The 21,835-nt window shown below is 67.2% G+C and carries 18 protein-coding genes; 9 read left to right on the forward strand and 9 right to left on the reverse strand.

The features are described 5' to 3' along the window. Positions 1-2: 2 nt before the first annotated feature. The 3 genes from HF877_RS15680 to HF877_RS15690 are packed head-to-tail and all read left to right on the forward strand — an operon-like array spanning position 3 to position 2,011. Positions 3-671, forward strand: coding sequence for a TetR/AcrR family transcriptional regulator (locus tag HF877_RS15680; protein WP_296550731.1), 669 nt, complete (start codon positions 3-5; stop codon positions 669-671). After that, a complete protein-coding gene (locus HF877_RS15685) occupies positions 661-1,533 on the forward strand; it encodes an alpha/beta hydrolase (protein WP_169622113.1) in 873 nt (290 codons plus the stop codon). The genes HF877_RS15680 and HF877_RS15685 overlap by 11 nt, the downstream gene beginning before the upstream one ends. Positions 1,534-1,537: 4 nt before the next feature. Then, positions 1,538-2,011 (forward strand): nitroreductase family deazaflavin-dependent oxidoreductase, encoded by a 474-nt coding sequence (locus tag HF877_RS15690; protein ID WP_169622114.1) that lies wholly within the window; start codon positions 1,538-1,540, stop codon positions 2,009-2,011. 10 nt (positions 2,012-2,021) lie between these two features. Here HF877_RS15690 and HF877_RS15695 read toward each other — a convergent pair whose 3' ends face one another. Beyond that, complete coding sequence (locus HF877_RS15695; RefSeq protein WP_169622115.1) at positions 2,022-3,038, reverse strand: energy-coupling factor ABC transporter permease; 1,017 nt, start codon at positions 3,036-3,038, stop codon at positions 2,022-2,024. A 153-nt stretch (positions 3,039-3,191) separates the two neighbouring features. Here HF877_RS15695 and HF877_RS15700 point away from each other — a divergent pair, with 153 nt between their 5' ends. Beyond that, entirely contained in the window at positions 3,192-4,415 is a 1,224-nt protein-coding gene (locus HF877_RS15700; protein ID WP_169622116.1) for an acyl-CoA dehydrogenase family protein, read from the forward strand. 138 nt (positions 4,416-4,553) lie between these two features. Continuing rightward, positions 4,554-5,207: a TetR family transcriptional regulator gene (locus HF877_RS15705; RefSeq protein ID WP_240952511.1), complete on the forward strand. Its 654-nt coding sequence runs from the start codon at positions 4,554-4,556 to the stop codon at positions 5,205-5,207. Between the two features lie 13 nt (positions 5,208-5,220). On the opposite strand, the gene HF877_RS15710 is transcribed toward HF877_RS15705, so the two are convergent. Then, the gene (locus HF877_RS15710) at positions 5,221-6,030 is read right to left on the reverse strand and encodes an alpha/beta fold hydrolase (protein ID WP_169622117.1); all 810 of its coding nucleotides are present in this window, start codon (positions 6,028-6,030) and stop codon (positions 5,221-5,223) included. Beyond that, positions 6,027-7,565, reverse strand: a complete 1,539-nt coding sequence (locus tag HF877_RS15715) for an ATP-binding cassette domain-containing protein (protein ID WP_169622118.1) — start codon at positions 7,563-7,565, stop codon at positions 6,027-6,029. Before HF877_RS15715 ends, HF877_RS15710 begins: the two co-directional genes overlap by 4 nt. Positions 7,566-7,767: 202 nt before the next feature. Between HF877_RS15715 and HF877_RS15720 the strand changes: the two genes are divergently transcribed. From HF877_RS15720 to HF877_RS15730, 3 genes are all read left to right on the forward strand, one after another. Beyond that, complete coding sequence (locus HF877_RS15720) at positions 7,768-9,540, forward strand: penicillin-binding transpeptidase domain-containing protein (protein WP_169622198.1); 1,773 nt, start codon at positions 7,768-7,770, stop codon at positions 9,538-9,540. An 81-nt stretch (positions 9,541-9,621) separates the two neighbouring features. Continuing rightward, entirely contained in the window at positions 9,622-11,304 is a 1,683-nt protein-coding gene (locus tag HF877_RS15725; protein WP_169622119.1) for an NTF2-like N-terminal transpeptidase domain-containing protein, read from the forward strand. 61 nt (positions 11,305-11,365) lie between these two features. After that, the gene (locus HF877_RS15730; RefSeq protein ID WP_169622120.1) at positions 11,366-12,103 is read left to right on the forward strand and encodes a sulfite exporter TauE/SafE family protein; all 738 of its coding nucleotides are present in this window, start codon (positions 11,366-11,368) and stop codon (positions 12,101-12,103) included. Positions 12,104-12,143: 40 nt separating this feature from the next. Here HF877_RS15730 and HF877_RS15735 read toward each other — a convergent pair whose 3' ends face one another. From HF877_RS15735 to HF877_RS15755, 5 genes are all read right to left on the reverse strand, one after another. Further along, positions 12,144-13,610 (reverse strand): peptide MFS transporter, encoded by a 1,467-nt coding sequence (locus tag HF877_RS15735; RefSeq protein ID WP_169622121.1) that lies wholly within the window; start codon positions 13,608-13,610, stop codon positions 12,144-12,146. 68 nt (positions 13,611-13,678) lie between these two features. Then, complete coding sequence (locus HF877_RS15740) at positions 13,679-14,059, reverse strand: DUF3054 domain-containing protein (protein WP_169622122.1); 381 nt, start codon at positions 14,057-14,059, stop codon at positions 13,679-13,681. Positions 14,060-14,162: 103 nt separating this feature from the next. Beyond that, positions 14,163-14,717: a YceI family protein gene (locus tag HF877_RS15745; RefSeq protein WP_169622123.1), complete on the reverse strand. Its 555-nt coding sequence runs from the start codon at positions 14,715-14,717 to the stop codon at positions 14,163-14,165. Between the two features lie 92 nt (positions 14,718-14,809). Further along, positions 14,810-15,949, reverse strand: coding sequence for a YbhN family protein (locus HF877_RS15750; protein ID WP_169622124.1), 1,140 nt, complete (start codon positions 15,947-15,949; stop codon positions 14,810-14,812). Between the two features lie 62 nt (positions 15,950-16,011). Then, a complete protein-coding gene (locus HF877_RS15755) occupies positions 16,012-17,508 on the reverse strand; it encodes an adenylate/guanylate cyclase domain-containing protein (protein WP_169622199.1) in 1,497 nt (498 codons plus the stop codon). Between the two features lie 228 nt (positions 17,509-17,736). Here HF877_RS15755 and HF877_RS15760 point away from each other — a divergent pair, with 228 nt between their 5' ends. Continuing rightward, positions 17,737-18,387, forward strand: coding sequence for a DUF1707 domain-containing protein (locus HF877_RS15760; RefSeq protein WP_169622125.1), 651 nt, complete (start codon positions 17,737-17,739; stop codon positions 18,385-18,387). Between the two features lie 34 nt (positions 18,388-18,421). Here the strand turns inward: HF877_RS15760 and HF877_RS15765 are convergent, their stop codons facing one another. Then, entirely contained in the window at positions 18,422-21,829 is a 3,408-nt protein-coding gene (locus HF877_RS15765) for an MMPL family transporter (RefSeq protein WP_169622126.1), read from the reverse strand. Positions 21,830-21,835: the final 6 nt, after the last annotated feature.

Below are 21,835 nucleotides of genomic sequence, written 5' to 3' on the forward strand. Positions count from 1 at the left end.
GAGTGCCCGTCCTGCACGGTGAGCGTCTGCCCCGGCGCACCCAGAAGGAACGACGCGAGGAAACGATCGGCCGGATCCTCGACGCGACGATCGCCTCACTCGCCGAACGCGGTTACACCTCCACGACCATCGGGGAGGTGTGCCGTCGTTCGGGAGTGTCGTCGGGCGGGGTTTTCCGGCACTTCCCCACGCGCCTCGACCTGATGGTCGCGGCTGCCGAAGAGGTGAGCGAACGCCAGTTCGTGAACTTCCGGGCGGGACTCGCGGTGCTCGGCCGCCTCGAGGAACGCAGCGGTGCCGATACCACCGTCGACGTGGTGCGTACCTGCCTGCTGTTGTTGCGCCGCGCATGCCGGGCGCCGATGAATTCCGCGTGGTACGAACTTCTCGGCGCGGCCCGCACCGATCCGGCACTGCGTGATCACCTCTCTCCGATGGCCGCCCGCTACCACGCGCAGATCGCCGACTTCGGCAGGTCGCTGCCGGTCGCAGATCGGTTGCCGCCTGCGCAGTTCGATCTGGTCCTGTTCTCGCTCGTGCACATGTTCGACGGCGAGGCGGTGTCGTCGATCGTGCATCCCCAGCCCGAACTGGAGGATCCGCGAATCGAAATGCTGGCCCGAATGCTCACCGGCGTCACATCTCGCATAAGTTCGGACGATGATCGATAACGAAGCTGCTCCCGGTTGGTTTGTCGACGCTCTCGCGACACCCGTCGACAAGGGCACCGTCGATGTCGACGGTGCGACCATCGCCTATCGCGCGTGGGGTGAAGCGGGGGGCCCCGGTGTGGTGCTCGTGCACGGCGGCATGGCGCATTCCGGCTGGTGGGACCACATCGGACCGCAACTGGCCCGGGGACGCCGAGTGGTCGCGCTCGATCTCAGCGGACACGGGGACAGCACCCACCGTGAGCACTACTCTCTGGAGGCGTGGTCCGCAGAGGTGCTTGCCGCAGCGGCAGCAGGGGGGATAACCGGACGCCCGGTGCTGCTCGGGCACAGCATGGGCGGGATCGTGTCCTTCGCGACCGCGCATTTCCGCGGCGACCGGCTCGGGGGTGTGATCATCCTCGATTCCCCGATCCGCGACATGACTCCCGAAGAACTCGAGATGCGAGCCAAGATCGCCGCGAATGCCGGTCCGCCGAAGGTGTATCCGTCGGTGGAGGCGGCGGTGGCGCGGTTCCGCCTCGTCCCACCGCAGGACACAGCCGAGCCTTTCGTCCTGGAACACATCGCTCGCGAATCCTTGAAGCAGGTCGAAGGCGGGTGGTCGTGGAAGTTCGACAATCTCCGGATGGGTCGCGAGGGACGCGGCAGCCTCGAGAACATGACGCCCCGATCGCGGCTGGCCTATTTCCGGAGCGAGCACGGCATCGTCGACGACGCGCTCGCTGCGAAGATCCGCCGGCAACTCGGCCCGGACACTCTCATGGTCGAACTTCCTGCGGCAGGCCACCATCCCATGATCGATCAGCCACTGGCTGTCGTCACCGCCGCACGTACCGTGCTGGCCGGCTGGGAAGGGTAGCGCCGTGAATCCCTTCCGTCCGGTCGCCATCCGGATCGGTGCGCTGCCCTGGCTCCCGAACTACTCACGCCCGATCATTGCCGTGGACAAGACGATTCAGCGCGTCACCCGTGGAAAGTTCACGCTCCTGAAGATCGCGGACTTGCCGTCGCTGGCGCTGACGGTGCGGGGACGGAAAACCGGTGAGCCACACACCACTCCGCTGCTGTGCGTGCCGCACGACGGCGGCTGGCTCGTCGTCGGCTCGAACTGGGGCCACCCCAAGCCTCCGGTCTGGGCGCTGAATCTGAGCGAGGCAGACGAGGCGGTCGTGCTGTTCGAGGGTCACCGGACTCCGGTGTCGGTGCGGGTCGCCGAAGGTGAAGAGCGCGAACGGTTGTGGCCCGAGTTGCTGAAGACGTGGCCCAACTACGACCTGTACGCGCGCCGGACCGACCGGACGCTGCCCGTGTTCGTGCTGACCCCGGAACCCGGGTAGGGGCAGTCGCTCACGCAGCACTTGCCATGGTGCGCTTTTCCTCCCGCGGCGCGAGGACCCGGAAACAGACACCCGCGACGACGAAGGTGCCCAGAGTCCCGATCAGTGCCGCGACGCCGGCGGATCCGGGCCGATCGCCGACCGTGTACCCGGCGAGCGCACTCCCGGCGAAGCGGTGTTCTTCGACCCGGCGTGCCATGCATTCGCCGGTATCGGTGTCCGGGCCCCCCGTGCACCCGCGCAGAGTCGCCGCCTCCAGTGCATCGGGCCCGGACGCACCGAGCGGGGAGACGAGGCCCGCGATCACCAGTGCTGCGAATGCCAGCCCGGCGAGCAACACCCCGCGCGGATGTGCGGTAGGGCGGGCCGCTACGGACTGTTCTCGCAACAGGAAGACGGACGCCGGGTGGACCAGGGTCACGGCGACGACCACGAGGGCAGTCACCAACCCGTCGACGAGCGCGACCGGGATGTGCACCGCGAACAGGTACGCCACGTTCTCCACGGGCGTGGCGGTGGCTCCTCCCAGCGCGTATTCGACGACGAAACTTGCGGTCGCGGCGAACACGGAGACGAATCCTGCGGCGAGGGACACGAGCGCCGGCGTCAGGAGCGGCGAGCGAACCTCGCGACGCACAAGAAGTGCCCGCGCGGCCACCGCGACCACGAATCCGGCGGCGACCGCGGCGAGCGCCATGTTGGTGACGTTCGCACCGAGTGCGGAAAGCCCACCGTCCGCGAAGACGAACGCCTGCACGGTGAGCACGATGGCCATACTCAGGGCGCCGACGAAGGGGCCGAGCAGGATGGCGGCGATCGCCGCCCCGACGACATACCCGCTCACGCCGGGCAGGATCGGGACGGCAACCGTGTGCAGAGCGACGATCAGCGCCGTGACCAGCGCGGCGAAGGGCACTGTCCGCACGTGGAGATCGCTGCGCGCGCACCAGGCGGCAAGGCACACACCGATCGCTGCCACGACATAGAACAAGACGGAGGCGCGCGGATCGATCAATCCGTCGCTCATGTGAAGTGCCACGACATCCACTTCGAGACCTCCCCGGCAGCGTGTTCGGGACGAAACAGTAACCCCGGCTACCCGCCGTCCGGGTGGGTTTCGGAGAGGCTGCCGACGATGCGGAGCATATACAGAAACCGGAACGTGTTCTATATTTCGGAGATGTACGAGTGGTCAGATACAGACCTCATGTTCCGCGATGCACTGCGCGGATTCATCGAGAAGGAACTCCGTCCGCATGTCGACAGGCTCGAGTCGGGTGAGTTGCCGCCCTACGACATCATTCGCAAGTTGTACTCGACGTTCGGCATCGACGAGATGGCTCGGGAATCGCTCGAACGGGCACTCGCGAAGGAAGAATCGGGTGAGAAGTCGTCCGGATCGGGCGGCATGGGCGGTTCTCCCGGAATGGCGGCATTGCTCAACATCGAGATCGCGGGGGTCAGTCTCGGTCTCGTGGCGTCTCTCGGTGTCAGCCTGGGTCTTACCGCCGGTACGATTCGCAGCCGCGGAACGCTCGCACAGAAGAAGCGGTGGCTGCCCGAACTCGTGACCTTCGAGAAGGTCGGCGCGTGGGCGATCACCGAACCCGATTCCGGCTCGGACGCCTTCGGCGGAATGAAGACCACGGTCCGCCGGGACGGTGACGACTACATCCTCAACGGACAGAAGACGTTCATCACCAACGGGCCGTACGCCGACGTCATCATCGTCTACGCGAAGCTCGACGAAGGAAACGCCTCCGTCGACCGGCGCGATCGCAAAGTACTCGCGTTCGTGCTCGACAAGGGAATGGAGGGGCTCACCCAGAGCCCGCCGTTCAAGAAGATGGGCATGAACTCCTCGCCCACCGGCGAATTGTTCTTCGACAATGTGCGCATCACCCGGGACCGACTCCTCGGGGAGACCGAGGACAGCGGCAAGAGCGACGGCAAGGACAGCGCGAAGGAATCGTTCGCGGCAGAACGCATCGGGATCGCGTACCTGTCGCTGGGCATCATCGAGCAGTGCCTGAAGCTGTGTGTCGAGTACTCCAAGTCGCGCAAGCTCTGGGGCAGCGAAATCGGCCGGTTCCAGCTGATCCAGCTCAAGCTCGCGGAGATGGAGATCGCGCGGGTGAACGTGCAGAACATGGTGTTCAGTGCCATCGAACGCGCAGAGGCCGGGAAGCCTGTGAGCCTGTCCGAGGCATCGGCGATGAAGCTCTACTCGTCGCGCGCCGCGACCGATGTCGCGATGGAGGCGGTGCAGTTGTTCGGCGGAAACGGCTATATGGCCGAGTACCGCGTGGAGCAGCTCGCCCGCGATGCGAAATCACTGATGATCTACGCGGGGAGCAACGAGATTCAGGTGACGCACATCGCGAAGGGATTGCTGTCCAGGTAATTTCGCTGGTTTCGATAACGACACGTCGGGCATTCTCAAATTCGCCCGGCGTGTCGTCTATTCTCGGCACTACAACAATCCGGCCACCGACGAGGGGAGTGGCCGGTACATAGTTGTCGAGCGGAAATCGGGGGAGCGATGTACGCGTACGATATGGACACCGGAATCAGGCCACCAGGCCATGTCGACGGGCGGTCGGCGCGTGCCGAACGCACGCGGCAGGCCGTGATCGACGCGCATATTGCGTTGATCCGTGCCGGTGAACTCAAACCCACAGGAGCGCAGATCGCGGCGCGCGCAGGTGTGTCGTTGCGGTCCCTGTGGGGTCATTTCGGAGATCTCGAGAAGCTGTTCGAGGCGACCGGCGCCGAACTCTTACGGCGCCAGGACGACGCGTACGAGCCCGTGGATCCGTCGTTGCCGCTCTCCGAGCGGATCGACGCGTATTGCCGCCAGCGGGCCGAACTGCTCGAATTCATCGCACCGTTCGCCCGATCGTCGGAGATTCGGGCGCCGTTCTCGCGGGAACTCCAGCACAATCGTCTGCGCTACTTCGAGCGGGCGGCGTTCGAAGCGCAAGTGTTGTTCGCGCGGGAACTCGACGGTGTGGGAAGCGAAGTGCGCTGCCAGATCGAGAGTTCGATCGCGATCAGCACGACGTGGCCGATGTGGGTTTCGCTCCGCGACGTGCTGCGTCTACCCGTGCCGGACGCCGTCGAAGTGATGAAACGCGCGGTCAAGGCGCTCATCTGCGAAGCGATGGCTGCCCGTCGTCCCGCAGCCGTGAGCTGAGCGCGAGGCCCGGTCAGCGCACGGTCCGGGCCTCGAGAAACGGCTCGATGACCGAGAGAACCTCCGGTAGCGCCGCCACCGTCGTCGCATGGTCGAACCCACGCAGCACGGCCAGACGCGCGCCCGGGATCGCGCGCGATATCGCGCGGGTGTCGTCCACGCGCATGTGGTCCTCGGACCCGGCGACCGCAATCGTCGGAACGTCGAGTGCCGCGAGGGCCTCGTCGTCGATCCCTGGCTCGAGGTCGGAGCGCCGGAAGTACGCGGCCAGCGCGAGTGGGTCGTTCGCGAGGAACGCCGCCCGCGTGGCCGCGTCCACCGGTTCCTGCCGCTGTCGTTCCCACTCGCGGACGAAACCCTCCATGCCGTCGCGCTCGAGCACGTCGACGCAGCCGCGAAAGAACATCGCGTCCATCGCCCCGCGCTGTGGTCGTGCGCTGCCGCCGAGCAGGACCAGGCCGGCGACCCGGTCCGGAGCGGCCAGGGCCAGCGCCAGCCCCGCCCTCGCGCCGAACGAGTACCCGACGTAGTGCACGCGCTCGACGTCCGCGGCGTCGAGCACGGCCAGCAGATCACCGACGATGCGATCCATCGCGTACGCGTCGGGCTCGTGCGGGGTGTCGCTGCGGCCGTGTCCACGCAGGTCCGGAAGGATCAGGCGGTACCGGTCGCCGAGCGCGCGCACGTAGCCGAAACCTCGCCACACCGAGGAGGACAGCGCGCTCCCGTGCACGAGCATCACATCGGGAGCGTTCTTCTCGTCCGAGCCGGCAATGGAGTACGAGAGACGGATTCCGTCGGCGGGGTTGGTCGTGACACTCATGTGCCCAGTGTGACCGACCGGGTGATCCCGATGTCGTCGAGGAACCGCTTGTCGTGCGAGACGACCACGAGCGCGCCCGCGAATCCGTGCAGCGCCTGCGTCAGATGATCGAGGCTCGGCAGATCCAGGTTGTTGGTCGGCTCGTCGAGCAGCAGCAGGCGGGGCGGCGGATCTGCCGCGAGGACGATCGCGAATGCGGCCCGCAGCCGTTCTCCGCCCGACAGCGCACCGACCGGCACGTCGCCGTCGCTGCCCCGGAACAGGAACCGGGCCAGTCGCGCCCTGATCTCCTGTGGTGGCAGATGAGGTGCCCGCTGTTCTGCGTTCTCCACCACCGACAGCGTGTCGTCGAAGATGTCGAGTCGCTGGGGGAGCAGCGCGAACGGCACAAGAGGGCCGGCCTCGACGATGCGGTCGAGCAGTGTCGTCTTGCCTGAACCGTTGGGGCCGCCGAGAGCGATACGTTCCGGTCCGACGATCTCGAGTGGCCCTTCCGCCACGCAACTACCCGGATACACGGTGGTTTCCGGAAGGTCGACACGAATCTCCCGGTCGTCGCGCACGGCGTCCTGCGCGTGTGCGAGGTGCGCTCGCGCGGAGTCCAGATTCGCCTCGTGTTCACGGCGGTACCGGCCCGCCGATTCCTGAGCCTGCCGTTTACGCGCACCCATGATGATCTTCGGTTCGCGTTTCTGCTCGAACATCTTGCGTCCGTACCGTTGTCGTTGCGCGAGGGTCGCCTGCGCGGTTGCGAGATCTCGTGTTTGACGCCGGACGTCGTTGCGCGCGTCGCGCACGGCGGCACGCGCCGCCTCCTGTTCCGCAGCGACGATCTGCTCGTATTCGCTGTATCGGCAACCGAACAGCCGGAGTTGCCCGTCGCGGAGTTCGGCGATCGTGTCCATCCGGTCGAGGAGGTCGCGGTCGTGACCGGCGACGACGACGGTGCCGGCGAAACGGTCGAGGGCCTCCTGCAGTCGCGCGCGTCCCTCCGCGTCGAGATTGTTGGTGGGTTCGTCGAGCAACAGCACGTCCGGTTCGTCGAGCAACCGTGCCGTGAAGGCGAGCAGCATCGTTTCTCCCCCGGAGAGGCCACCCACGGTGCGGTCGAAGTCGCCTTCGTCGTGCACGATTCGTTCCAGACCGAGCCGGTGCACGAGTGCGAGCGCGCGCTCCTCGATGTCCCAGCGGTCGCCCACGATGCCGAAATCGCCGGCGTCTCCGACGCCGGATTCGATTCGCCGCAGGGCCCTTCGAATCTCGTCCAACCCGAGTACCGCCGCGACGGTTACCGACGGATCGAGCGTGACGTCCTGCTGGAGAAAGGCGACTCGGCCCCGGACGGTCAGCGCACCGCTCCGCGGCCGGAGGTGCCCGGCGACGAGACGGAGAAGTGTGCTTTTCCCGGTTCCGTTGCGCCCGACGAGACCGGTTCGCCCGAGTGTGAAAGTCGCGTCGAGGTTCTCGAAGACGCGGGTGCCGTCGGGATGGTCGTACGTGAGGCCGGACAGCGTGATGCCCGAGAGGGAAGACATGAGTGCTCCTGAAAGGTGGATCGATCGCGGGTGTGCCGCGTGGTCGACAACCACTACCGGAGCAACGCAGTTCTCCACTCGTTCGGTGACAGGGCCGAGTACCACGGTAGGTCGTGTGACGACGGTCGTGCAACCGAATATCGACACCTCCCCGACGCTCCCGGCGGCGCGCACTGTCCGGCACGTCGTCGAGAATTTGGGCATGATCGACGTCGTGCGTATTCGACGGCAGTGGGTTTCCGCAGGCGTGGCACCGATCCTCGTGCTCGTGACAGCCGGATGCGGCTTGTTGGGGCCGGACCAGCCCGAGACGGTGGCCGCGGAGTTCGCATCCGCGCTCGACGCGGGCGATGTGCAGGCAGCGGCCGCGCTCACCACCGACCCGCAGGCCGCGGCCGCCGCGATCACCGGCATGTTCGACGGCCTCGGCACCAGCGATCCGGTGGTCGGCGTTGCGGGCACGGGCGACGGCAACACCTTCGACCTCGATGTCTCGTGGAATTTCGGGGAGGGACGCGACTGGGCGTACCGGACGACGGGGTCGGCTGTGGAGGACTCCGACTCGTGGAGAGTGCGCTGGGATCCGGCTGTGCTCTCCCCGGAACTCGCGGACGGGGCAACAGTGCGTCTGGTGACCACCGCGGGTGCGCCGCCGACGATCTACGACCGGGCGGGCGGCACCCTGTTCAGCGAGCAGGTCGTCACGCTGGTAAATCTCGATGCGAACGCCGACCCCGCGGCAGTCGCACCGCTGCTCGCGCCCGTTGCCCCGACGATCACCGCAGAGTCTCTCGCCGCCGATCGGGCGAAAGCGCCCGGACAGTCGCTGACCGCGATCTCGCTGCGCGAGGACGACCTGGCTCCGATCGAACAGCAGCTGACCGCCCTGCCCGGCGTCACGCTCGTTCCGCAATCGAGATTGCTGGTCGCAGACCGGGCGCTGGCCTCGCCGGTGTGGTCCGGCCTGGTGGAGTTGTGGGAACAGGGACAGGCCGAATCCGCGGGGTGGGTGGTCCAGCGGGTCGAGCCGGACGGGACCGCGCAGCAGGTGGCCGGCGAGACAGGGCCCGAGGCGTCCGACCTGTCCACCACGATCGATCCGCAATTGCAGATCGGGGCGGAAGCTGCGCTCGCCTCCCTCGACACTCCCGCGGTGATCGTCGGCATCGAGCCCTCGACGGGCGCAGTGCGCACGATCGCGCAGAACGCCGCCGCCGACCGCGAAGGTCCGCTCGCGCTCACCGGCCTGTATCCGCCGGGCTCCACCTTCAAGGTCGTCACCACCTCGGCTGCGCTTCAGGCCGGGCTCGCGGACCCGGACACGGTCCTGCCGTGTCCGGGAGTGGCGACGATCGAGGACCGCACGATCCCGAACGACGAGAGCTTCGATCTGGGGGCGGTGCCGTTGCACACAGCGTTCGCGTTCTCGTGCAACACCACGATGGGACAGCTCGCCGTGAACCTGCCTCCGACCGCACTGACGGACGCGGCTCGTCAGTTCGGGCTCGGCGCCGACTATGTCACGCCCGGACTTGTGACCGTCACCGGATCGGTACCGGAAACGGACACTCCCGCAGCCCTCGTCGAATCGGCGATCGGACAGGGACAGGTCACCGCGACACCCTTCGGTATGGCCCTCGTCGCGGCGGCCGTGGCGAACGGGAGCGCTCCGCTGCCGGTACTCGTCGAGGGGAGTGCGACGACCGTGGACGAGGAAATCGCTCCGGCACCGGCCGAAGTGACCGCTGCGCTGCGAACCATGATGCGCGAGACGATAACCGGCGGTACAGCGAGTATGTTGCGAGACATCCCCGATCTGACGGGTAAGACCGGGACCGCAGAGTACGGTGAAAACGACGGGGCGCACGGATGGTTCGTCGGATCACGCGATAATCTGGCCTTCGCAGTGTTCGTGGCAGGGGCGAACGGTTCGGCTCCCGCAGTCGAAGCCGCCGGCAGGTGGTTGAGGGGGTAATCGGACGTGTGGCGTAATTGTGATTCGTTCGTAGGCACGCCGTGCTTGTTCCTCCTGTGGCTGAAGTGAAGGTTGGTTGTCATGGGATTTCGTGAGTGGCGGCGCAGGGGGCGGATGCGCGTGCTCGCCCTCACAGCGGTCGTCGTTCTGGTTGTCGCCGTGGCGGTCACTGCCTTCGTGGTCAACGGCTCACGGACCGACGCGCGTGGCCTGGTCGACGATTTCGTCGCCGCTCTCGACGCCCGTGACCCTGCCTCAGCGGCCTCGCTCACGTCGTACCCGAGCGCAGCAGAAAGCACCATCGGGCAGATGTTCGACGGCCTGTCCGACGGCACGGTCGACTACGAGGTCTCGCAGTTCGTCGAACTGAACAGTGAGTCCGGGTATTTCACGCTCTCCGCCGCCTGGAATTTCGGCGAGGGCATGGACTGGGGCTACCAGGTCGACGGTGCGGTCAGGAAACTCGGCGTGGGCTGGCGAGTGTCGTGGGACCCGGACATCATCGTGCCCGACCTCGGCGGCGGACGAACCGTTCACCACGTCCGCACCGACGCCGCGCCCCCGAAGATCTTCGACCGCACGGGCCGCCTCCTCATGGAGGAACAGACGATCAACGCCGTCGTGCTCGATCCCGCCGCCATGCCCGACCCCGGCGCGACCACGACCCGGCTGGCCGAGGTGCTCGCACCTGTCGCGCCGGTCATCACCGCGCAACTGATGCAGGACCGGCTCGCGAACGACCCCGGCAACCGGATCACCGCCGTCAAACTACGAGACCAGGACTATCAGTTCCTCGGGAGCGACATCGAGTCGATCCCCGGTGTCGAAGTGATCCAGACTCCCACGCTGATCAGTGCCGATCGACGGATCTCCACGCCGTTGCTCGATACGCTGCGCTCGGCGTGGCAACTCGAACGCGACCGTACCGCGGGTTGGGCGGTCACGCTCGAAGATCCCGAGGAAGGTCCGATCCAGGTTGCGGGCTTCCAGGGGCCGCCGCCCCCGGACCTCAACGCCATGGTGGACTCGAAGGTGCAGCTTGCCGCGAAGGAAGCGGTGGTCACCACCGGAACACCCACCGCGCTCGTCGCGATCCAGCCGTCCACGGGCGGCGTCCTCGCCGCCGACGTGAACAACTGGGCGATGGAACTCGGTCCGGTCGCGACCCACGGCATGTACCCGGCCGGAGGCACGCTCGACCCGGTCCGGTTGGCCGCCGGACTCGACAAGGGCATCGACGGCGCCGATGTGAGCTCGGAAGATCTCGCAGAGACGGCCCGCCGGCTCGGACTCGGCCTCGACGTCAGCGTGCCCGGCTTCGATTTCGAGACCAGCCAGATCGGCAACACACGATCCGGAGTGGTGCAGTTCGCCGGATCCGATAACGACGACGCGCTGATCAGCCCCCTCGGAGCAGCTGTTCTGGCCGCCTCCGTTGCGCGCGGCGAGGCTGTGGCGCCGTCGATCGTGCAGGGTCAGCCCGCGACGATCAACGACCCGGTCGACGCGTTGCCCCCGCACGTCGTCGACGCGCTGCGCGGCATGATGGCCGACAACGTACAGAAGGGACCAGCGTCCTTCCTGCGTAAGCACGCGGGACTGTCGGGAGTCGCCGCCGCGAGCGGGGACGACCGGTGGTTCTACGGCTACAGCGGCGATATCGCCTTCGCGGTATTCGTCGCCGACGCCGACGGAGGAGACCGGGCGATCACGGTCGCGGATACATTCCTCAGCAAACTCGCGCAGCCCGACGAGGCTTTCTGACCTCGCCCGGCGAAACGCCGGTCCGGGCGCCCGGGGGCGGCAGGCGGTAGGTTCGGCGATCGTGACGGTCCTGGAACTGCTGCTGCTCGTGGTTGCGGGCTTCTTCGCAGGAGTGGTCGGATTCGTCTCGGGGCTCGCATCATTGGTGTCGTATCCGGCACTGCTCGCCGTCGGTTTGCCGCCGGTCGCGGCGAACGTCACGAACACGGTCGCGATGGTCGGCGTCGGCGTCGGAGCGCTCGCGAACTCCGTCCGTGAAGTCGTTAATACCGGGCCACGGGTGTGGAGGTGGACGGCCTACGCCGCGCTGGGCGGCGCCATCGGAGCCGGGGTGCTGCTCGTCGCACCGGCCGGTTCGTTCGAGGCGGTCGTGCCGTATCTGGTGGCACTCGCCTCGCTCGCATTGTTGCTTCAGCCCCGTATCCGCGCCTTGGCGCGCGGCCGCGACCTGCCGCGTGCGTACGCCGCTGCGTTGTTCGTCGTGGCCGTATACGGCGGCTACTTCGGTGCGGGCGCCGGCGTCATGATTCTGGCGGTGACGTTGATCTGCACGTCCGAGAGCATATGGCGGGCCAGCATTCTCAAGAGTTATCTGCTGGGTACCGCGAACCTCGTCGCCGCGATCGGATTCGCCGTGTTCGGGCCGGTGCACTGGCCGGCGGCCCTCGCGATGGCTCTCGGCGCGTTCGCCGGCGGCTGGTGCGGACCCCCACTGGTCGCGCGCATCCCGCCGACCGCGCTTCGCGTAGGTGTCGCGACGGCAGGATTCGGTCTCGCCGCGTGGCTCGCGCTCACGTGAACCGCGTCCGTGGCAACGCGGCGAGACCTCCGGGCGGCACTCAGTTCACGCCGTGCATCAGCTTCTTGATCCAGGGCGAACCCACGGCAAGGGCAACGCCGACCGCGATCGAGGCGCCGCCGATCCACAGGTAGTACGGCACTTCGTTGGTCTCGTCGTAGAAACCCGCCAGCGTGCCGGCCATCGCGCTGCCGAGGGCGACCGACAGATAGAACAACGCGACCATCTGTGTATGGAAGCTCTTCGGGGCGAGCTTCGTGGTCAGCGACAGGCCGACCGGCGACAGCAGCAACTCGGCGAAGGTGAAGAGCAGCAGGATGCCGACCAGGCCGAGCAGCGGGGCGCTGTTGGCACCGCCACCCGCCATCGGGATGAAGCACAGGAACGCGATGCCCATGATGATCGTGCCGGCAGCGAACTTGATCGGCGACGACGGCTGGCGCGGCCCGAGCTTGGTCCACACAGCCGCGAAGACACCGGCGAACGCGATGATGAACACCGGGTTGATGGACTGCACCCACGAGGGCGGGAACTCCCACCCGAACAGGTCGCGGTTCAGGCGGGTATCGGCGTACACCGCGACCATCGTGAACTGCTGCTGGAACAGCGACCAGAACACGGCGCTCGCCACGAACATCGGGATGAAGGACAGCACCCGGCTGCGTTCGATCGAGGTGATGTTCTTGCTCGAGAGGATGACCACGAAGTAGGTGATCGCCGCGATGACCGTCAGGGTGACGACGATGTCGGACAGACTGTTCGCGGAGATGATGCCGGTGGAGGCGAGGATCACGACCAGAACGAGCGCGGCCAGTGCGATTCCGCCGACACGCATCCGGCTTTCCGCCGGCAACGGGTTCGGCGGAACCTTGCCGATGTCACCGAGGTGCTTGCGGTAGAGCGTGTACTGCAACAGGCCGAGGAACATGCCGATCGCGGCGAGTCCGAATCCCCAGTGGAACCCGTACCGGACCTGCAGGAACCCCGTGAGCAGCGGACCGACGAGGGCGCCGATGTTGATGCCCATGTAGAAGATGGAGAATCCGGCGTCGCGGCGCTGGTCCTTCTCGTCATAGAGGTCACCGACGATCGAGGTTGCGGTCGCTTTGAGTCCGCCACTGCCCACGGCCACGAGGATGAGGCCCACGCCGACACCGATGAAGCCCGGCAGCAGCGCGAGCGCGATGTGGCCGAACATGATCAGGATCGCGCTGTAGAACAGTGTCCGTTCGGAGCCGAGGAGACGGTCGGCGATCCATCCCCCGAGGATCGTCGACAGATAGACCGTGCCGCCGTACGCGCCGACGATCGAGGTTGCGGCGGCATTGCTGATCCCCAGACCACCCTCGGCAACCGAGTAGTACAGGTAGTAGATGAGGATGCCCTGCATGCCGTAGAAGGAGAATCGCTCCCACATCTCGACGCCGAACAGGTTGGCCAGCGCCAGAGGCTGGCCGAAAAACCTCGTATCGGATCGCGACTCCGGCACTGAAGCGGTGTCAGTCATATATCCACTGTTTCACCGTGGGACACCCTCGAGCCAATCGATCTCGAAAAATCACACAGTGGTTGTTCTCACGCGACCCGAGAATCGGACCGTCGGACCACACGGGCGAGAAGTCGCCAGCCGATCAGAGTCACGCCGAGGAAGCCGGTGGCGACGAGAATGAAGGCGGTGGCGGTTCCCTGACCGGTCGCCGCGCGGAGCAGCATGCCGCCGACAAGCGTGCTCACCCAGACGAGAAGGCCGGTGGGTGCTGCGGCGAACGCGTCGAACTTGTCGCGGTAGAGCCACGCGACGAGGAACCAGCCGACGGTCAGCCCGCCGAGGAACGGCCACGCGGTGCGTGCCAGGCCGACGAGATCGAGGACTTCTTCGTGGCTGGATCGGCCGAGGGCTGCGAACACGAGGATCAGGACCACGTCGGCAACCAGCGCGGGGGCGTACTTTTTCACGGCTTCAGGGTAGCGCCGTGGCGAACGTGTCCGAATGCACCGACGGGCGCCCCTCCGTGCGGAGGGACGCCCGAGGGCGATGGCGCGGGAGATGTCGGGGGGATCAGGCCTGCAGGCCGGCCTCGATCTCGAGGTGGAGAGTGATCTTGTCGCCGACGACGGCGCCGCCGCCCTCGAGCGGCATGTCGATGGAGATGCCGAAGTCCTTGCGGTTGATCACGGTCGTGGCGTCGAACCCGGCGACCGGGCCGTTGCCCATTCCGGCGTTGACGCCGTTGTACTCGAGGCGCAGCTCGACCGGCTTGGTGACGCCGCGGAGCGTGAAGTCGCCGTCGACGATGTAGTCGTCGCCGTCCGCGCGGACACCGGTGGAGACGAAGGTCGCGACGGGGAACTGCTCGGCGTCGAAGAAGTCGGCCGACCGGATGTGGGCGTCGCGATCGGCGTTCTTGGTGCTGATCGACGCGACGTCGATGTCGGCGCGAACCGATGCGGTGCCGTCCTCGGCGACGGTGATCGCGCCGGAGAAGCTCTCGAAGCTTCCGCGCACCTTGCTCACCATGAGGTGCCGGACGGTGAAGCCGACGTTGGAGTGGACCGGATCGAGGGCCCAGATCCCTGTGGTGAGGCCGGGAAAGGTGGTGGTGGCGGTCGTCATCGCGTTGTCTCCTCGTAGATTATTGAAACTTCAACTTGATGCGGCAACCATGACACGACTTTGTTGCGCGCGCAACTACTTGGTGGCGCAGATCACAGAAGGTCGGTGTCCGAGGTGTCTGCGGGCTTACGCCGCCGCGCGACGGCGCTGCGATCCTGTTCCTCACGTTCGGCGGCAGGGTCGATGTCCTCACCCGCGTTGCCCCCGCGGTACATCGCCGCGATCGTGCCCCAGCCGGTGAGCGCGACGAAACCGAAACTCACCGCGCGGTACACGAACACCGCGGCCAGCGACTGGGGAGCGGTCAGACCCGCCGCGGTGAGCGTGGCGATCAGAGTTCCGTCGACGAACCCCAGCCCGCCGGGCGCCAACGGCACGCTGCCCACCGCCTTGGCAGCGGCGAACGCGATGCACAGACCTGCGAGCGACGGGGAACCTCCCACCGCCCAGCACGCGAGACCGAGGCATGCGACATCGAAGACCCGGTGCACGGCCGACCACGCGATCGCCGCGACTGCGTCGCGTCGCGCGAGTTCGACAGCCTCGAGTTGGGCGAGCGCCCGATCGAAGAGGCCGAAGCCGGTATCCGCGGGCTTTCCGGACACCCTGTTGACACGGGTGAGCACCCAGGTGCCGGCTGCCTCGATCGACGACGGGTTACGGGCGACATACCGCAGCCCGTAGAACATGGCGATGAGGCCCGCCAGCGACAGGACCAGCGTCACCGGACTGATCCGCGTGCCCACCGCGAACGCTCCCGCGACCCCGACGGAGGCCAGCGTGGCCGCCGCGATGACGCCGGATACCGCGAGCTGCCAGGACGCCACCACGGGGGTCGCGCCCCACTTGCGGGTCTGCCTGTAGGTGAACGCGGTCGAGAACACCGGGCCTGCCGGCAGCGTGACCGCCATGGCGGTACTGCCGTAGATCACCGATGCCGAGCGGAAGTGACCTACTCGCACACCGCCGGCGTGCAACAGCTGCTGCTGGACTCCCGCGAAACCGCTCAGGGAGATCATCTGAGCGGCGACACACGCTGCGAACCAGCCCCAGTGGATGCCGGTGAGCGCTTTCCAGGAATCGCTCATCGTGGGCCACAGGTAGATGGCTTCGGCGGTGAGCAACGCGATCAGAGCCGCCGCGACCAGCCATTTGATCCACAGGAAACGGCCCCGGCGCGGTGTGGCGTCGGGGCCAGAGAGGTCGTCCTGCGGCTGCGCCACGCCATTCACCGTAACCGACGCAGGTATGTAGGTGCCGCAATTAGCGTCCGCCCGTGACGTACCTCCCTGTGCTAACCCACCCGATCCGCAGAGTCGTCACCCGGACGCGGCCCGCTCGGATAATGGACGGGCGAGGCGAGCTGCGTGACCCTGCGCCGCCCGCGAAGCTGCACCTCGTCGCCGAGTTCCCAGTGCCCACGCTCGTCGTCGTCGGCGAAATAGAGGGCGCTCGACGACGCGAGAACGCGGCTCGGACGGAGCTTGGCCAGTTCCGTCAGGCGCGACGCCTCGTTGACCGGGTCGCCGATGACGGTGTATTCGAAGCGTTCGGCCGCGCCGATGTTTCCTGCCACCGCGAGTCCGGCCGAGACACCGATACCGACGTCGAGACCGGTGATGTCGTCGAGCGCGAAGCGCAGTTCGCGTGCTGCACCCAGCGCAGCGGTGGGTGCATCGGGCCGGTCGAGAGGCGCCCCGAAAATCACCAGGGCGGCGTCGCCCATGAACTTGTTGACGAAGCCGTGGTGCCGATCGACGACCTCCACCACGACCCGGAAGAACTCGTTGAGGAGATCGACGACCTCGTTGGGAGGACGCTCGGCCGCGGTGGCGGTCGACCCCACCATGTCCACGAACAGCACGGCCACGTAGCGGGTCTCACCGCCGAGTTCGGTGCCGTACTGCAGTGCCCGCCGGGCCACGTCTTCACCGACGTGCTGACCGAACAACTCGCGGAGCCGGCGGCGCTCGTCGGCCTCCGCCATCATCCGGTTGAAGCCCACTTGCAGGCGTCCGATCTCGCTGCCGTCGAACACCTCCACCTGCACGGCCGACGCGCCGCGCTGCACGCGTTCGATCGCCCAGCGCAACTGCTTGATCGGGTCGGAGATCTGCGCCGAGGTCAGCAACGACAGCACGAGGGCCAGCAGGATGGACGTGACCGCAAGCGCGAGTACCGCGTAGGCGAGTGCGTCGGACGAGAACGCGGAGTCGGTGGTGATCTGGGTGACGCACAGCAGGACGATCCCCGCGACGGGCATCAAGGTGCCCAGTCCCCACGTCATCGCGAGACGGGTGCCGACGCCCGGAGCCATGGTGCGATCGAAGTTGCCTTCGCTCAGTGCACGGGCCGCGACGGGGCGCAGAATCCGCTCGCCGAGCATGTAGGTGAACCCGAACGTGCTCGTCGCGGCCATCGCCACGGTGATCGCGACCGCGACGGCGAGGGAAGGCGTCTCCCCGGCGGTGAGGAACACGAACAAGACGCCGCCGAGCAACCACAGTCCGAGGTGCACGATCGCCTGACGCAACGGCGCGTGCAGTGCCGCCATCTGCTCGGACCGGGTGGGCGGGCCGCCGCGGAGTTGCCAGCGCACCACCGAACGAAGCATCAGCGCCGCAGCGGTGAGACTCACGATGCCGGCGAAGACGAGGTACACCGCGAACACGGTGAAGTTCTGAACCCGGTCGACGGTGTCGAAGTCGTCGTCCGCGAACGGAACGCCGTAGCGCACGAACGCGAACACCAGCATGGCGCCGAACAGGTTGGAGGCGCCCATCGAGGCCATATAGAGCGGCCAGCGACTACGCAGTGTCGCGGCGACGGCTCGATAGGACCTCAGCACGACTTCAGATCAAACCACTGTATGGACGGTCACAGCGCGTCGTGGTCACCTTCGGCACCACGGAGAGGTGAGAAGTCGCTCGGCGCGGCGGCACTTGCGGTTCCGCGATCCGGCAGGAGGCCGCGCGCTTCCGGTCGGGACGAAGAGTGTCACAGATCCTATTCTGTACGTATGGACCCGAAGGATCTGCGCGTTTCGGACGCGGAACGTGAACATGTGGGCGAGCTTCTCCAGCGAGCCGTCGGACAGGGAATGCTCTCGCTCGGCGAGTTCACCGAACGGATGGACACCGTCCTGGCAGCGAAAACGCGTGGTGATCTCAATCAGGTTCTCGTGGACCTGCCCGGCATCCAGATGCGGCCCGAGTACCTCCCGCAGGCCGCACCGGCGTTCCTGCCCCAGCAGCAGGCGACCGCCGCCGCCCCCGCGTACCCGGCGACCGGGCCCGGTGGTCCGCTCGTGCTCAAGGGACGTTTGTCGTCCCTGACCCGCAAGGGCCGGTGGGAGGTCGCGCCGGTTCTCCGGCTCGATACGTTCGCGTCGTCGGTCAACCTGGACTTCACCGAGGCGGTGATGCAGACGCAGGTCGTGCGAATCGAGGTGAACGACTCGTTCAGTTCGATCTCGATCCTGCTGCCCGCCGAAGCCACCGCCGATATCAACGGTGTCGAAACCGTCGCGTCGAGCGCCACCACGAAAGTGCGCGGCGGCGCGCCGTTCGGCCCGTTGCACGTCGTCGTGGTCGGGAAGATCTTCTGCGGCAACCTCAACGTCACGCACCCGTTCGGCATGCGGCTGCGCAAGTTCATCAACGGCGCGTAGGACCCGCGCGCACCCGCCGTTCCGTCCGTCCGGCTCAGGGCTGCTGCCGGCGCGCGATCAGTTCACTCACACTGATCGACCCGCCGGTGTCGGTGCCGTGCCGCCGACGGTGCGGATCGTTCGGATCGTCCGCGTGGTCGGGCTCCGAATCGGTGGGCGCCTCGGGCGACCGTTCCGTGGCACCGTTCCGTGGCACCGGCCGCTGAGGTGACTGCTGCGAATACTGGCCGGGTTGCGGGCGCTGCTGCGGGTTCGGCGGCTGCTGCGGGTTCGGCGGCTGCTGCGGGTACTGCCCCGCCTGCGGACGCGGTCGGGGCTGCGGGTGCTGTCCCGCCGGTGGGCGCGGTCCGCCCTGCGGCTGCTGTCCCGCCGGTGGGCGCGGTTCGGCCTGCGGAAACAGCCCCGCCGGTGGGCGGGAACCCGGCTCCGGCCGCGGACCGGCTTGCGGCCGCGGTCCGGTTTCCGGCGGGCGATGCGCGTGCTGTCCCGACCCGGGAGCAGCTCGGCGCAGCTGCGACAGCCAGCTCTCGATCGCCTGCGGATCGCGTGCCCGCCCGGCACCCGTCGACGGCTCTCCGTCCTGTCGCGTTCCCTCGGCACCACCGTTCACCGGCGGGTTGCCGGCCGGATCCGGGTTCGTGGCGGACGGCCGCACGAAGTTCTGCGGCAGCGGCGGGGGAACGTCGCCCCGTCGGCGCCTGGGGAGCGGGGGCATGGCCGCCGTGGGCGGCTGGGACGCTGCCGTAGGCCGGCCCTGCGGCGGCTGTGCCTGCGCCGGGTCGACGGGAGGCGCGTCTGCGCCCCGTCGCTGCGGCATCGGCGGAAGCTGATCCGGAACCTGGCCCTGCGGTGCCCGGGGGCGCCGAGGGGGCAGCGGCGGACCCTGACGTTCGTCGCCCGCACCGGCCGGACCCTGCGGCCGGCGCTGCGGCGGCAGTTGCTGCGGGGAGCCGTGGCCCGGAGCCGCCGGCTCACCTGCGCGCGGCATCGGACGGCCGTCGACAGCCCGGTGACGCGGGTCGCCTGCCCGCTGCTGATCCGGACGTGGCCGCTGGGCCGGGGGACGGGGAACCGGACGCCCGGGACCCTGGCGACGCGGCTGCGGCGTGAGATCGCGGAACTTGCGCTGCTCGGACGCCGGTCGCGGCGCTGCGATCTTGGGCAGCGGCTGAGTGAGGTCGGTTGCGTCGCCGAACATCCCTGCCGGGAAACGATGTGAACCGGTGGCCGAGACGGTCGCGGGACCGAACATGCCGACGGTGATGAGTTCGGGCACGTCCTCGGGCATCAGTTCGTCGGCGAGAATCGGTTCGGCGAGGCCGGCCTTCTCCTGGATCCGCTTCATCCACGCAGGTGCCCACCAGCAGTCGTCGCCGAGCAACTTCATCACTGCCGGTACCAGGAACATACGGATGACCGTCGCGTCGATGACGAGAGCGGCGATCATGCCGTAGGCGATGTACTTCATCATCACCAGTTCCGAGAACGCGAACGCACCGGTGACCACGATCAGGATCAGCGCGGCGGCGGTGATGATGCGGCCGGTGTGCGACGTGCCCACGCGGATGGATTCGGTGGTGCTCGCGCCCTGTGCCCGGGCTTCGACCATCCGGGAGAGCAGGAAGACTTCGTAGTCGGTCGACAGCCCGTACACGATCGCGATGATCAGCACGAGCACCGGAGACATGATCGGTCCCGGCGTGAAATTGAGTAGCTCTGCGCCGTTGCCGTTGATGAAGATCCAGGTGAGGATGCCGAGTGTCGAGCCGAGACCCAACGCGCTCATGAGGACGGCCTTGATCGGCAACACCAGCGATCCGAAGGCCAGGAACATGAGAATGATCGTCAGCGACACCACGACCAGCACCATCAGCGGCAGCGTGTCGAGGAGGGCGGCGATCGAATCCTGCTCGATGGCCGGCGTACCGCCGACGAGCACTTCGACGCCCTCTGGCCACTCCGCGGAATGCAGGTAGTCGATGGTCGGAGCGGTCTCGTTGCGGTCCGTCAGACCGGCCTTCAAGACGCGCACGCCGTCCTTGGCCGGGCCCGTGATCGTGAAGTCCTCGACGAGACCCGGTGCGGCGTTCGCCGTCTCCATGATCTTGTTCAGGTCGCCGCCCTGGGCGCCCTGGATCACCAGTCGGACGGGTTCGGCACGCTGTCCCGGGAACAACTCGTCGAACTGTTCCTGCGCGACGCGGGTCGGGTGGTCGGGTGGCAGGTAGGTCTCGTTGATGCCGCCGAACTTGATGCCGGTCAGCGGCGTGATGAGCAGCAACAGGCCGATGACCGTCGGGATGGTCACCTTCATCGGATTGAGCATGACCCAGCGGGTGAGCCGCCCGATGTAACTGTTCTCGACCTGTTCGTTCGACTGGATCTGGCCGAACTTCTTCATGCCGAACTTGTCGATGCGCTTGCCGAGGATGCCGAGAATGGCGGGCAGCACCGTCACCGACAGCAAGGCGGCGAGAGAAATCGCAGCGATCGCGCCGTAGGAGACGGATTTGAGGAAGCCCTGCGGGAAGAGGAGCAGGCCGCCGAGGCTGGTGACCACCATCGTCGCGGAGAAGATGACGGTGCGCCCGGCCGTCATGACGGTGCGCCGGACGGCCGCGGGGGTGTCGTAGCCCTCGGCCAGTTCTTCTCGGAAACGGGACACCATGAACAGGCCGTAGTCGATCGCCAGACCCAGTCCGATCAGCGAGACGACGGGCGCGACGAACGAGTTGACCTCGGTGAAATTGGTGATCAGCCGCACGACGCCGTTTGCGGCGACGATCGTCAGACCACCGGTGATCAGCGGCAGCGCTGCCGCGATGACGCCACCGAACACGAAGAACAGGAGGATGCCGACGGCCGGGATCGCCAGGATCTCCATGCGCTTGATGTCGTTGGCCATCGTGTCGTTGAGCGCGCCGGAGATGGGCTGCAGACCGGCGAGCTGGACGTCGACACCGTCGATGTAGAACTTGTCCTTGATGTCGCGGAAGTTCCCGGTCAGCTCCGTGTCGTTCGCGCCGGCGATGGCGACCGACGCGAGGGCGTGCTGACGTGACTCGTCGGCCAGGCTCGGCAGCGACGGCGCGGTCTCGGTGGGCCAGTACGCACCGTTGATCTTGAGAATGTGTTCGGGATTTTCGGAAACCAGAGCGTTGAGGTTGTCGGTGACCTTCGCGGCGAACTCCGGGTCGTCGACGGTCTTGCCCTCGGGCGCGGTGTACAGAACCAGCACGTCACCGTTGGTGTCGCGGCCGAACGTGCCGTCTGCCAGCTTCGCCGCGGCGACGGACTGTGAGCCGGGATCGTCCCAGCCGCTCTGGCTGAGATGGTCGTTCAGGCTCAGTCCGTACCCGGCGAGCCCGAGCAGCGCCGCCACCATCACCGCAATGACGGTGAAGCGCGCGCGATAGACGAGCGTTCCCCAACGGTCGAACACTAGATC

The organism is Rhodococcus sp. BL-253-APC-6A1W (assembly GCF_012843405.1).
GTDB lineage: Bacteria > Actinomycetota > Actinomycetes > Mycobacteriales > Mycobacteriaceae > Rhodococcus.

What these genes read in the sequence shown, in the direction of transcription:
- HF877_RS15685 (WP_169622113.1), top strand. Translation starts at nt 661, where the DNA reads ATGATCGATAACGAAGCTGCTCCCGGTTGGTTTGTCGACGCTCTCGCG.
- HF877_RS15695 (WP_169622115.1), bottom strand. Translation starts at nt 3,038, where the DNA reads ATGAGCGACGGATTGATCGATCCGCGCGCCTCCGTCTTGTTCTATGTC.
- HF877_RS15700 (WP_169622116.1), top strand. Translation starts at nt 3,192, where the DNA reads ATGTACGAGTGGTCAGATACAGACCTCATGTTCCGCGATGCACTGCGC.
- HF877_RS15705 (WP_240952511.1), top strand. Translation starts at nt 4,554, where the DNA reads ATGTACGCGTACGATATGGACACCGGAATCAGGCCACCAGGCCATGTC.
- HF877_RS15710 (WP_169622117.1), bottom strand. Translation starts at nt 6,030, where the DNA reads ATGAGTGTCACGACCAACCCCGCCGACGGAATCCGTCTCTCGTACTCC.
- HF877_RS15715 (WP_169622118.1), bottom strand. Translation starts at nt 7,565, where the DNA reads ATGTCTTCCCTCTCGGGCATCACGCTGTCCGGCCTCACGTACGACCAT.
- HF877_RS15720 (WP_169622198.1), top strand. Translation starts at nt 7,768, where the DNA reads ATGATCGACGTCGTGCGTATTCGACGGCAGTGGGTTTCCGCAGGCGTG.
- HF877_RS15725 (WP_169622119.1), top strand. Translation starts at nt 9,622, where the DNA reads ATGGGATTTCGTGAGTGGCGGCGCAGGGGGCGGATGCGCGTGCTCGCC.
- HF877_RS15735 (WP_169622121.1), bottom strand. Translation starts at nt 13,610, where the DNA reads ATGACTGACACCGCTTCAGTGCCGGAGTCGCGATCCGATACGAGGTTT.
- HF877_RS15745 (WP_169622123.1), bottom strand. Translation starts at nt 14,717, where the DNA reads ATGACGACCGCCACCACCACCTTTCCCGGCCTCACCACAGGGATCTGG.
- HF877_RS15755 (WP_169622199.1), bottom strand. Translation starts at nt 17,508, where the DNA reads ATGGCCTCGATGGGCGCCTCCAACCTGTTCGGCGCCATGCTGGTGTTC.
- HF877_RS15760 (WP_169622125.1), top strand. Translation starts at nt 17,737, where the DNA reads ATGGACCCGAAGGATCTGCGCGTTTCGGACGCGGAACGTGAACATGTG.